This window comes from Coleofasciculus chthonoplastes PCC 7420, from assembly GCF_000155555.1.
Lineage (GTDB): Bacteria > Cyanobacteriota > Cyanobacteriia > Cyanobacteriales > Coleofasciculaceae > Coleofasciculus > Coleofasciculus chthonoplastes_A.
On sequence record NZ_DS989888.1, the window covers coordinates 1 to 11420 of the forward strand.

General features: G+C 46.4%; 13 protein-coding genes. 2 read left to right on the forward strand and 11 right to left on the reverse strand.

Annotated features, from left to right (window positions below; genetic code table 11):
• The 3 genes from MC7420_RS34460 to MC7420_RS34470 all read right to left on the reverse strand — a co-directional run.
• On the reverse strand, window positions 1-217 hold a 217-nt coding region (locus MC7420_RS34460; RefSeq protein ID WP_006106624.1), incomplete at its 3' end, for an RNA recognition motif domain-containing protein.
• A 419-nt stretch (window positions 218-636) separates the two neighbouring features.
• Window positions 637-1326: a 16S rRNA (guanine(527)-N(7))-methyltransferase RsmG gene (rsmG, locus tag MC7420_RS34465; protein ID WP_044211388.1), complete on the reverse strand. Its 690-nt coding sequence runs from the start codon at window positions 1324-1326 to the stop codon at window positions 637-639.
• 71 nt (window positions 1327-1397) lie between these two features.
• A complete protein-coding gene (locus MC7420_RS34470) occupies window positions 1398-2066 on the reverse strand; it encodes an ABC transporter ATP-binding protein (protein WP_006106621.1) in 669 nt (222 codons plus the stop codon).
• A 128-nt stretch (window positions 2067-2194) separates the two neighbouring features.
• On the opposite strand from MC7420_RS34470, the gene MC7420_RS34475 reads away from it, so the two are divergent.
• Window positions 2195-3121 (forward strand): Sll0314/Alr1548 family TPR repeat-containing protein, encoded by a 927-nt coding sequence (locus MC7420_RS34475; protein ID WP_006106625.1) that lies wholly within the window; start codon window positions 2195-2197, stop codon window positions 3119-3121.
• Window positions 3122-3258: 137 nt separating this feature from the next.
• Here the strand turns inward: MC7420_RS34475 and MC7420_RS34480 are convergent, their stop codons facing one another.
• Together MC7420_RS34480 and MC7420_RS34485 are read right to left on the reverse strand one after the other, a co-directional pair.
• Window positions 3259-3552, reverse strand: coding sequence for an SDR family NAD(P)-dependent oxidoreductase (locus tag MC7420_RS34480; RefSeq protein WP_006106627.1), 294 nt, complete (start codon window positions 3550-3552; stop codon window positions 3259-3261).
• Between the two features lie 37 nt (window positions 3553-3589).
• Window positions 3590-4981 (reverse strand): pentapeptide repeat-containing protein, encoded by a 1392-nt coding sequence (locus MC7420_RS34485; RefSeq protein ID WP_063712050.1) that lies wholly within the window; start codon window positions 4979-4981, stop codon window positions 3590-3592.
• Window positions 4982-5143: 162 nt separating this feature from the next.
• Here MC7420_RS34485 and MC7420_RS34490 point away from each other — a divergent pair, with 162 nt between their 5' ends.
• Complete coding sequence (locus MC7420_RS34490; protein ID WP_006106618.1) at window positions 5144-5419, forward strand: TRADD-N-associated membrane domain-containing protein; 276 nt, start codon at window positions 5144-5146, stop codon at window positions 5417-5419.
• A 491-nt stretch (window positions 5420-5910) separates the two neighbouring features.
• On the opposite strand, the gene MC7420_RS34495 is transcribed toward MC7420_RS34490, so the two are convergent.
• The 6 genes from MC7420_RS34495 to rpmG form a co-directional block, all read right to left on the reverse strand.
• Complete coding sequence (locus MC7420_RS34495; RefSeq protein ID WP_198016634.1) at window positions 5911-7668, reverse strand: peroxidase family protein; 1758 nt, start codon at window positions 7666-7668, stop codon at window positions 5911-5913.
• Between the two features lie 273 nt (window positions 7669-7941).
• Window positions 7942-8553 (reverse strand): ribosome maturation factor RimM, encoded by a 612-nt coding sequence (gene rimM / locus MC7420_RS34500; protein ID WP_006106617.1) that lies wholly within the window; start codon window positions 8551-8553, stop codon window positions 7942-7944.
• Between the two features lie 189 nt (window positions 8554-8742).
• Window positions 8743-10758: a ribonuclease catalytic domain-containing protein gene (locus MC7420_RS34505; RefSeq protein ID WP_006106623.1), complete on the reverse strand. Its 2016-nt coding sequence runs from the start codon at window positions 10756-10758 to the stop codon at window positions 8743-8745.
• Window positions 10759-10766: 8 nt separating this feature from the next.
• Entirely contained in the window at window positions 10767-10922 is a 156-nt protein-coding gene (locus MC7420_RS41020) for a hypothetical protein (RefSeq protein WP_157453454.1), read from the reverse strand.
• Between the two features lie 142 nt (window positions 10923-11064).
• Window positions 11065-11280, reverse strand: a complete 216-nt coding sequence (rpsR, locus tag MC7420_RS34510) for a 30S ribosomal protein S18 (RefSeq protein WP_006106620.1) — start codon at window positions 11278-11280, stop codon at window positions 11065-11067.
• Between the two features lie 64 nt (window positions 11281-11344).
• Window positions 11345-11420 (reverse strand): 50S ribosomal protein L33 (gene rpmG / locus MC7420_RS37645; RefSeq protein ID WP_071777293.1); only part of this gene is annotated, 76 nt, incomplete at its 5' end.

An 11420-nucleotide genomic window follows, 5' to 3' on the forward strand; every position in this document is an offset into this window, starting at 1 on the left:
TGTCTTTAAAGACATGACCGTTGAATTTCTCAATAATTTGCTCAGCCAACTCATCATTGGGAACGGTGACAAAACCAAATCCGCGACATTTCCCCGTTTTGCGATCTTTAATCACTTTGGTGGAAACCGATGGACTAGCTTCGGCAAAAATGGCTTGCAGTTCATCGCGATCAACGGGTTCTTTTGGCAGGTTGCCAACGTAAAGACGAACGGACATGAAGGATACCTCCAGATGTGATTGAAATTTAAATCCATGAGCATACACCAGCAATTGGATTGAAACAGGATAGAGGAAAGGATTGAACGATTTCTACGTCCAGATAATTTTCCACTGATCCTGACCAACCTCAACAGCACAGACTGATGTAGTAAAATCAAACTCTTTTGACCATTTACACGGTTTAGCTACGACCCCTTTGTGAACTCCGGGTCGTCATATCAGGTTTGAAGCTAATGCTTTGGCTCGTAACTCTAATTATTACAGAATATTTACACTATTGTTAACCTAACACGAGTTGCCGCAGGCAAGCTAGTATATCAGAAAGTTTGGGGTCTTTTACCAGATGTGAATGATTTTAGCCGCTTTGTCAATGCGGTGAAGCTGGGAGAGAAGAAATTAAATGAGGACTTGAGGAGTTATCCGAGCCGTATTGGAACTCGTAAGTACAAACAGTGGCGGATGCTATGGGATATGGGTGTGGTAAAGGATTCAACCGATGCGATCGCGCCCCCTAATGATTCAACCTTCCCCTTCAACTCATCGGTTTGATCTTCACTCCAATGTCCTCGATATAAAATCCCTAAACCCCCTGACTTCACGAAGGGTAACGCATAGTCCGCACAAGCCGATGCCGAACCCACAGCCCGAACCAGGGCGATGTCATACCGTTGGTGATGCTGACGCTGTTGTCCAACTTTTTCCGCCCGACCCAGTACAGTTGTAGCATTAGGGATAGCTAACTGGGGAATCAGGGAATCGAGAAAGGTAATTTTCTTGCGCGTCGAATCGAGTAATGTTACCGAACTTGAGGGAAGCGCGATCGCCACAGGCAATCCGGGAAATCCTGCACCCGTACCAATATCAATAATATTGAGCGGTTTCTCCTCCCCTGACAACAGCGAAGCCACACCTCGCAGTGAATCCCATAAATGCTTCTCCCAAAACTCATCCGGTTGGGTGATGCGGGTTAAATTCAACTGGCGATTCCCTGCCAAAATTCCAGCATACAGACGCTGAAACTGCTGGTGTTGACTCTCGGTAGGTTGCCAATTTAAGGTTTCTTGCCAAACCTCAACCATTTCCGGAAGCAATTGTTGATCGTTCATCCGACTGTTTTCTATTCCCTGTTCCCTGTTCCCTATTGCCTATTGCCTATTGCCTATTGCCTATTGCTTCTCTAATGACTCGTAACCGCCGCCTTTTGTCCCAGACTCGCCGGGTCAACCGCGTTCAGTTCACCCTGTTGGATTGTCCAACAGGAGTCAGCAATTTGCAACAACTCCCCTGCATCATGAGTCACCACCAGTAATGTCCAATGGGACTTGAGTTTTAAGAGCAAATTCGCTAACTGGCGGCGCATTGACCAATCCAGTCCCGCCGTGGGTTCATCTAACATCAATACCGTTGGTTGACGAATCAACTGCACCGCTAAGGCTAAACGCCTTTGTTGACCGCCACTGAGCGCATGAGGAGAGGTATATAGCGAAATATCACCCAATCCCACTTCAGTTAAGGCTTCCTGAACCCGTTCTGCACCCAGTTCTGGGTGTCCCATCCGCAATTCCTCTAGTACCGTACTCCCACAAAAATGCCGTTCGGGAAACTGAAACACCAATCCGGCGAGTTGTTGTAAGTGATCAGGAGTTAATCCTTGTTCACCCCAGAATATATCACCCGATGTGGCTTGGGCTAAACCTGCCAGAATCTCCAATAAGGTCGTTTTACCCGATCCACTGCGACCGATGATCAGTCCGAGTTGTTGCGGTGCTAGGGTTAGAGTCAAACCTTTTAAGATAGCGGTGTGGGTAGCGGGGGGGTGATAGGTTATATTTTTGAGATAAAGCATCCAAATCTGTTGAGCCAGAAGATGTTCGGATCTTCTTCATTGTGGCATCGATTGTCCCAGAATTGCGGACGGAACCTCCAATTCCCGCCAACGTCGAACGTTAACAGACATTAGTTGTAGTTAAGACGATGAATCATTGGTTGCCAACCCCCCGACGAACTGTAAACGCCTTAGCTGGTGCAGCGATTATGGTTGTCAGTTTTTGGGTGACTCCCAGTTTAGCGGGTGATCCCTTTCGTCCCAGTAATCCCCGCAATATTGGCGATAAGACAGAAGCCGCATTTGAATCGATTTTTAAACAAGGAGATTATAAAACCGCCAAGGACTACCTCCAGCAAGCTGAAGCCAGTGAAGGAACTGATCCGTTAATCTATGCCATGCTAGCTGCGATCGCCTACACTGAGCGAGAGTTAGAAGCCCTGAATACTTACGCCACAAAAACTCGAACCACGGCTGAACAACTGATCACGTCTGATCCACTACGCGGTAATCTGTACACGGCTGTTGGTCACTTTTTAGAAGGAACCTATAACTTTGAGAAAGAAGGTCCGGTTAGAGCGCTGAGTAAACTACAGAAAGTCTTTCAATATATAGACGCCGCCAAAGATATTGATGGCACTGATCCAGAGTTAAACTTACTCACGGGTCACATGGATTTGATGTTAGCCGTTAATGTTCCCTTTGCTGACCCGGCTGATGCCATTAACAAGTTAGAAACTCATGGTTATCCCAAGTATCTGGCGTATCGGGGGATAGCTGTAGCCTACCGAGATTTGAAAAAATATAATCAGGCGATGGATTATGTCGAACGCGCTTTGGCAATGACGCCGGATAATCCCGAAGTCTTATACCTGAAAGCCCAAATATTAGTGCATCAAGATCAACCGGAAGCTGCTCTAGACTACTTTGAAAAAGCATTAGAAAAACGGAAACAACTTCCCAATTATTCGACGGGTCAAATTGTCTACGAACAGTGTAAAGCGCAAGAAGAGGTTGATAATATTGATCGGGATTGTCGAGCGCAACGAAATCGCGCCAGAGAAGGTAATTACTGAGGAGAAGCTGAGGGAGGGGCTTGTAGTAAGCACTTTAGTGCTATAACGCTTAGCTGGAGAGGGCTAAAGCCCCTACTACGAACCAAATTTATCCCACAATTTTAGCTGTGTCCGGTGCATACATGGAGATTCCCGCATTATTCACCAATCCCGCGTTGGCGGAGCCTGTTCGTTGAGAACGTATCGCACGCCTCTCGACTCACCGCCTGTTCGATCAGGTTTTGACAGGCTTCTGGGTTTGTGACATCCGTCGGAACCGCGATCGCTTGACCCCCAGCTTTTAAGCAATCATCAGCCGTTTTCATCAGCGCCGCCTGATTTCGTGCGGCTAGGACTACATTGCTTCCTTGTTTGGCGAGTTTAATCGCTAATGCTTGTCCAATTCCAGCCGAGGCTCCGGTAATAATAAAGGTTTTATGGGTTAATGTCATTAATTCAAAATGCTAAAGTTACTGAAAAACTCTTAAGTCAGCGAAGGCTCAAAACCCTAGAGCGATCGCCTGGAGAGTCCTCAAAGATAGCTCCGCGTCGTTCCAAGTCAAGTTTCATTTCTTCAGTAAGCCCTGAGTTTTTTCCAAACTTAGCCTGCTTCACGTTGGCACCACTCAGGTTAGCTTCTCTCAGGTCAGCACCACTCAGGTTAGCTTCTCTCAGGTCAGCACCACTCAGGTTAGCTTCTCTCAGGTCAGCACCACTCAGGTTAGCTTCTCTCAGGTCAGCATCACTCAGGTCGGCAGAAATCAGGTTGGCACCACTCCAGTTGGCACTACTTAGGTTGGCATCGCTCAGGTTGGCTAAAATCAGATCGGCACCGCTCAGGTCAGCACTACTTAGGTTGGCATCGCTCAGGTTGGCTAAAATCAGATCGGCACTACTTAGGTTGGCATCTCTCAGGTCAGCACCGCTCAGGTCAGCACCACTCAGGTTGGCAGAAATCAGGTCAGCACCACTCAGGTTGGCAGAAATCAGGTCAGCACCACTCAGGTTGGCACGAATCAGGTTGGCACGAATCAGGTCAGCACCACTCAGGTTGGCAAAAATCAGGTCAGCACCACTCAGGTCAGCACCACTCAGGTCGGCATCGCTCAGGTTGGCATCACTCAGGTCGGCTCCACCCAGATTGGCACCACTCAGGTCGGCATCGCTTAAGTCAGCATCACTCAGTTTTCGATTCTTAACCTCTTGCCTGACAATATCTTCTACTAAACGCCACTTATCGTTTTCTTCATCCTCTGAGCTTTCACTCAAAACCTGAATATCCTCAACCGGAAAACCATTTAATTCCTTGATTTCTCCTGATTGAAAATTTGACAAAAGTTTTTCGATATCCTCTTGAGAACCCTCGACGATTAATTTGATACTGCCTGCTTGAATGTCAAGTATTTTAATAGTATGTCCCGAATAGGTTTTGAGAGCTGATTCTAGAAGTTTAAGATTAGGGGCTGAATTTATATCCCCTTCTAAGGTAATAACTACCTTAGTTTCTTGACTGTCTTTGTCTAGAACGGTTACTTGACGCCTAAGCATTTGCATCGATTCATCCCCCTCACTCCCCTCATTCGACTCCGAACGACTGCAATCAGACTTCTCTAGACGAACAGGCGTTTCATCTCCGGAAATCTCCGCCGTTTCTCGCCAATTCAATTCCAATTCATCACATATTTTCTTAAAGGTATCAACCTGAATAGGTTGAAAATTAAAAAATTTTGTAACTGTACTTCGTGATAAAAGCCGAGATTTAGCAAAATTTGTTTTTGTCTCAAAGCCTAGACGGATCAAAGCTTTCTCTGCCTTCTCTACCCCTTGTGGAGATGCGCGAATAGTTATCTTCCTCTTTTTGGAGCGGCTATTATCCGTCATAATCTGGGGAAACTCAAGAAGCGATCGCTTACTCCATCACAACTAGGGCATAGGACAATCATAGAGAAATCACAAGTGATTGGCAATTAAATCATTGTGTAGTCTGGGTTTCAGGGATTTAGAGCCATATTAGAACTATGAAGTTTAGGCACAACGAAACCGATGAATGACAACCTAACCCCTAACTCTGACTCCACCATCGAACTGATTATTGCCCAAGAACGATTACGCCAAGCCCGTCAGAGTTTTAACCTGGCTCTTATGACAACTACAACTTGCATTCTAATCAGTTTTGCAGGAGTTGGTCTTGTCCTTCTGGGCAAAGCGAATGAGGGAACCATCACCGCGACTGGGGGTCTAGCATCGACTGGCTATTGTCTCAAGCTGTCAAAAGATGCCAATGATAGACTCGATAAGCTCAAGGGGCGGGTAAGATAGCTAAAAAGTAAATAGGGGGTAGGGTGTCGGGTGTTAGGTGTTGGGAAACTCTTCAAGCCACCTGTAGGGACACGATATTATCGTGCCCCTACCCTAAATGACCTGTGTGCTTAAGTCCGACACTTATTTTTTTGCTCCCGAACCGCCAGAACCGACAGGGAACAGTAGTGCGAGCATCTTGCTCGCTACCCATTCCCAATTTAAATGCGTGACAGCTTAATAAAGGTTTTATTGGTTAATGTTTTCATCTTAAGATATTAGCAGCACTGAAAAACTGTAACATAAGCGACCCGGGCGGGTTTTGTTGTTCATTGATTGGGGAATAGCAGAATTGATTCCCTAAACCCGCCCCTACAATTGACTGGCAATAAATAATTCGGATTACTGAATAGATAGGTCGTAGGTTGAGTTGACGCCTGTTACAGCAATTTCTGGTCTGATGCGATACCTTGATCAGGGCGCACGTCTGTGCGCCCCTACAGGATGAACCGCTATATTGATTGGGAATGTCCTTTGTTGGTGGATTGGCGCTGACGTAATTGTCCCAACGTTCCGCCAAAAACCCCAATTAAAAACAATCCGAATAGTGCGGAAGGTTCGGGTACATCTTTGGCGACGATAAAGGCATTATCCTGAATTGTCGTAATATCCGTATTGCGAACAATAATATCCGAAAGCCTCGTATCGCCAATATCCGGGACTAAATTCAGGAGATCCTGATCAGCCAGATAAAAGAAGCGATCGCCATCCTGTAAACGCTGGAATTGATCGGAGATAATCACATTGAACAATTCGCCAACCATTCCGCCGTTATAGGCATCTTCAGCAATTCCCCCGATCCACAAATCGACTAAATCAATATTATCTTGACCATCGGTTGTGCCGTAAATATCTCGGAAGCGCTGGGCAATTTCGGCGTCGGATGTAATTTGATCGAAACTCGTGTATCCGCCTAACCCCAACGCCTGACGCGCTTCATTATAACTGGGAAGTCCGTGATCGCGTCCCCGTTGAATATTTACAGCGGCTAAATCCAGTCCCCCGTTCCCAGCCGGGAAGAGGAAATTGCGAACATCATCGACGATGAATGCATCGATGGTTTGCGCTTTCTGAGAGGCTAATCCCAACAGCAAGGAATCAATCCCGTTATCGGTAATTTCTTGAGGTTTAAAAAAACTATCTCTCAATGAAATACTTCCCGCTGATGTACCATCATTGTTGATCCGTTGCAATTCTGAGGGTAACATCGTGTGACCCACTCGGTAGGCGGCGGTGGAAAATTCGTTGCTGATACTGGGGTTTACCGTTTCATCGTAGCCACTATAGGGATCAATTGCTCCTTCACCCAAGAGTAAAGGCAGAAACTCATTATAGGTAATTGCCTGAATTTGGGCGCTGACAATCCGGCGGGTGGTTTGATAGATATAGTCATCTACAGAAAGTCCCGCATCAGCGGCTTTTTGAGACGTTGTTGGATCAGCGGCAATTTCATCGGCTAACCGATTGTGTTCCCGGACAAAAAGTGTGTGAACGGCTGTTAAGCCAATCTGTTCATTTGACCGCACATCCCCGGCGATAAATAGATCTTCAGCATCAACACCAAAGGGATTGGCATTCGGCAGATTTGCAGTATTGAATATTAACAAATTACCCGCACTGGTTTTGAGTTTTCCGCTGTCTCCTGTGCGTAAAAAATTCGCTCGTTCTATATCAGAACCATAGACATTTGACCCATCAATATACGCTGTAATCGCGTTTACCTGTTGGCGGGGATTATTACTATCTGTACCCGTTCCTGGTGCGGCGACATTTCTGTTAAAGGGAATCTCTGAGCCAGGGGTAAAGGTTAAATCATTCTCTGGAACGATGATGGGTAAAGGTTCTGCACCTTCAGGCGGATCAGTCAAGTCGATGTCATGATCCACGAATTGTCCCCATTGCCATAGCCAATCGCTGGCGTGGAAGGGATTGGGGAGTGATTCGGATTGAGATGCGATCGCGTTACTAATAGCGCGAGGGTTGGGGCGATTCATCCCCGCAGGCGCGGAAATCTCATCACTGTAATCGGGTTCGAGGAGGCGAATTAGTTCAATTTCGGCTTCACCCCAGGTGGGATTATCTAGGTTGTTGTTTGACCCATCAATCGACCGAAATTCTATGGCTTGGGCGGGTAGGGATACGGCAAATCCTAAGGTCGCAAAACTGGTTAGAGTGAGAAGCGTTTGACGGATTTTGTGAGCAGTCATCATGGTTAAATTACACCTTGATAGTTATGAAGGAACTGAAAAAATATGGCTCAGAAAGTACCTGAAGGTATCAACTTGCAAAATTCAGTTCTACTTATTACTCTCGATCAACCCACCAATTTTATGCAAAATGCGAAAGATTGTTATATTTATTTACAAAAGAAATCGGGATTTACCTGTTAAGGGCAAACAAGCGTTGAGTATTCGTAAAACTTTATCAAAGCTTCATAAAACACCGGGACAAATTTACAAAATCTTATAATTACCTAAATTAAGCTATAGCAAACCCTGAGGCGGTGTAATCTCAATCCGACCATTTTCAAGGTCTACTACTGGGACAATTTCATCAACAAAAGGAATCAAAACCGTTACGGGTTTGGATGGTTTTTTCCTAGCTTTCCGTTGCTTACTAATTCTGTTCGGGAGGGGCGCTTCCGGTTTAGCTGGGGTTGGTTCAGGTTGATGGTGGAGTTTAACTTCTAAAAGCATATTTCCCGCCGGAATCACATTTACCACGATACCGACAGCTTCCCCAGTTAACTGGTTAAAAACTTCTAAATCTAGCACATCTAGGACATGATATTCATTCTCCCCCAATTCCGGGCGATCGCTCTCTGGAACCAATAGCGTTGCATCCCTTAAGGCTTCGGCTTGTTCCCGGTTTTCTACCCCAGCCAGTTTCACGACATAGATTCCTTTACCTGGAACGTAACGCCCTCCTAATAATTCCACAGGTTGCGGTTGGCTATCAACGGATTGCTTTAACCAACGTTGTCCCGATTTCTCGAAGCGTTCGGGAAAATCTGAATTGGGATAGACGCGCAGTTCTCCTTTTAATCCTTGAGGAGCTACAATTCTACCAATTTCTAGCCAGTCGTCATTTGTCATTCGTCATTTGTCATTTGTCATTTGTCCTTGGTTGAAGATGACTTGCACTCTAGAGGGGCGGGTTTAAAGATATCTGGGTAAAAAGCTTCCCGTTAATGGTAAAACCCGCCCCTACAACAGACATTTCACCGAAACTTTCCCATCTCCCTCATCTCCCGCTGCTACTGATAACTGATAACTCCCTAACTTCTAGGTAGCAGCAGGTTCAACCGCCTGATCCATCAGTTCTCGAAACTGAATCACATCTTGACGTGGATCGGCATGAGTCACCTGAACATCTAAGCGATCGCCTAGTCTAACGGATCGCTTAAACCGCATGACTAACTCTAACCCTAAATCTTCCAACAGAATCAAACCCAAGTTATCGTGTTCACGTAACCAACGCAGCATTAACGCTTGCCACACTTGATCCGGGTGACGCCGTAAATATTCCAATCCCCAATAGCGATTGGTTTGGCGTTCCACCATTGCGGCTTCTGATGCGGCTGTAGTCACGCCCTGCATGGTTTCTTGCAGGTATTCCGCTGAAAAAGGTAAGGGATCACCGCGCAAGTGAGCTTTTAGCTGAAAATGATTCAGCAAATCTGTATAACGACGGATAGGAGAAGTGACTTGGGTATAAGTTTCCAAACCCAAACCTGCATGACGCAGGGGAGTGATACTCATTTCACTGCGAGGCATACAGCGCCGCATGGCACAGAAGCGCACTGGACCTGGGGGCAATACCAGCAGTTCTTCATCAGAGGGCAGTTCCGGCTGAGGTTGTCCGCGAAAAGGGAGGGGAATTTGATGGCTTTGACCGTAACGTCCAGCGACTTCCCCAGCTAGAATCATCATTTCTGCGACCATTAGCCGCGCTTGGGAATCCTCTAAAACCTGAATAATGATCTCATCTTGATCCCGGACTTTAATCACCGCCTCTGGCATGTGGATACTAATCGCACCCTGACTTGACCGCCATTCTTGACGACGCTTTGCCCATTTCGCGATCGCGGCTATTTCCGGTTCTGCCTTCACCCCCAGTTCCAACATTTCATCCACATCTTCGTAGGTGAGGCGATAGGTGGGTTTAATCAGACTAGGGTGAATTTTGTACTCTTGAACACTGCCATCTTCATCGAGGATTACCCCGAAACTTAGTGTTGGGCAAACTTGACCCTCCACCAAACTCATCGGACCCGTTGCCAGTTCAGCGGGAAACATGGAAATCATCCCCGTCGGCAAATAGAGTGTTGTACTGCGCCGTCGGGCTTCCCGATCAAGTTCATCGTCGGGTCTGACTAAGCGGGTTGGATCAGCAATATGAATCCACAGACGCTCTTTTCCATCATCGAGTTGTTCTAAACTCAACCCATCGTCGATTTCTGAGGTACTCTCGTCATCAACGGTGTATACCTTCAAATGAGTTAAGTCTAAGCGGTCTTGATCAGGGTCGGGAGGTGGAGAATCCAGGTAGTGTTGCACCAAGTCAAGCACCTCACGACGAAAGTGAACAGGGTAAGATGAGCGCCGCAAAAACAGATTCTCGTGAGGAGTCCATAAGCCTAAGTCTATTAACAGATCGAACGCTGCTTGGGGAGTTTGCGGGCGATCCAGGGTAGCTAGTATATCTTGGGCTGCACGAGAGGTATTTTCCGGATAAAGGACAAACCGTTCTAGGAGTTCAAAGCGAGTGCGATCGCTCTCTTGCCACTCTACCGCTTCGCCATTGAGTTTCTGCTGAGTGCGGGTTAAAAATTCTTCTTGCTCTCGCTGCTTCGATTCTGCGGCTAGTTGCTGATGTTTAATTTCAGCCACTTTCGTAGCTGGACGCGGTTCATAGCTATCGGCTTTTTGTTTAAAGTAGAGTTTGTCGTCTGATAGCAAGCAGTGAGCCGCATAACATAGGGATGGGTTTTGGTCAGAAAATAAAAGCTGTGCCATTTCCGCACAGGTTACCGCTTTTCCCTCTTCCACCAGCAATTCCCATGCCACTTCGAGGCTGGATGGATCGAGATAGGGTTCGATTTGGCTGAGAAAGTCGGGAATTTCTGAGACGTCAAATTTACCATCCTGGACTTCGTAGGTAACTTGCCGGGGATGAAGCGTGTGAGATTGACCCTGTTCGTCGATAACCGTCCAGCGTGTTTTGCCATCTGGACGGTCTACAATCGCTAGATGACGATCGCCTTGCACACGAAATTCGATAAGTGTTCCTTTTTCCACCAGCTTTGCTAATCCCGGTCGTTTATCTTTAGTTTTTCACTAATCCGGCGATAGGTTCCCCACGCTGCAACTTTGTATTCAGCGTGGGATAAATCGCCAGTAATGCCCATATAAAGTGGCATTGCATCCAAATTGGATGTGGTGTTCCTCGCCAGAGTTATCACACTCTAAATCTAGTCTAACGGGTGATGGGATGATACCAAAATCATTAGACGGGGTATCAAAGGATTCAATCATTTGACACCACCGTTTAGTCAGATATCGATTATCTCACCACTCCTCACCCTGAGCTTGTGTTGAGCTGCATCATCCCTCTTTGTTGACGAAAGGCAATAATGCTAAAAGGCGAGCGCGTTTAATCGAGCGGGTCAATGCCCGTTGTTGTTGAGACGTTAGACCTGTAATCCGACGTGGCAGAATTTTACCGCGTTCGGTAATGAATTTGCGGAGTAATTCCACATCCTTGTAGTCAATGGGTTCTCCCGGCTTGATTGGAGAAAGACGTTTGCGAAAGTAGGTCATGGACAGTTCTTAGGGGTTTGTGGTCATCAATTTCAGTTTAGGATGCATTGCCATTGTTACATGGCTATTTAATTTCTTTATGCACCGTATGCTTATTGCAATGAGTGCAGAACTTTTTCAGTTCTAGCCGCCCTGTAGTA

Excerpts from the sequence above, each read along its gene's own strand:
- rsmG (WP_044211388.1), bottom strand. The coding sequence starts at position 1,326 with ATGAACGATCAACAATTGCTTCCGGAAATGGTTGAGGTTTGGCAAGAA.
- MC7420_RS34470 (WP_006106621.1), bottom strand. The coding sequence starts at position 2,066 with ATGCTTTATCTCAAAAATATAACCTATCACCCCCCCGCTACCCACACC.
- MC7420_RS34475 (WP_006106625.1), top strand. The coding sequence starts at position 2,195 with ATGAATCATTGGTTGCCAACCCCCCGACGAACTGTAAACGCCTTAGCT.
- MC7420_RS34480 (WP_006106627.1), bottom strand. The coding sequence starts at position 3,552 with ATGACATTAACCCATAAAACCTTTATTATTACCGGAGCCTCGGCTGGA.
- MC7420_RS34485 (WP_063712050.1), bottom strand. The coding sequence starts at position 4,981 with ATGACGGATAATAGCCGCTCCAAAAAGAGGAAGATAACTATTCGCGCA.
- MC7420_RS34490 (WP_006106618.1), top strand. The coding sequence starts at position 5,144 with ATGAATGACAACCTAACCCCTAACTCTGACTCCACCATCGAACTGATT.
- MC7420_RS34495 (WP_198016634.1), bottom strand. The coding sequence starts at position 7,668 with ATGATGACTGCTCACAAAATCCGTCAAACGCTTCTCACTCTAACCAGT.
- rimM (WP_006106617.1), bottom strand. The coding sequence starts at position 8,553 with ATGACAAATGACGACTGGCTAGAAATTGGTAGAATTGTAGCTCCTCAA.
- rpsR (WP_006106620.1), bottom strand. The coding sequence starts at position 11,280 with ATGACCTACTTTCGCAAACGTCTTTCTCCAATCAAGCCGGGAGAACCC.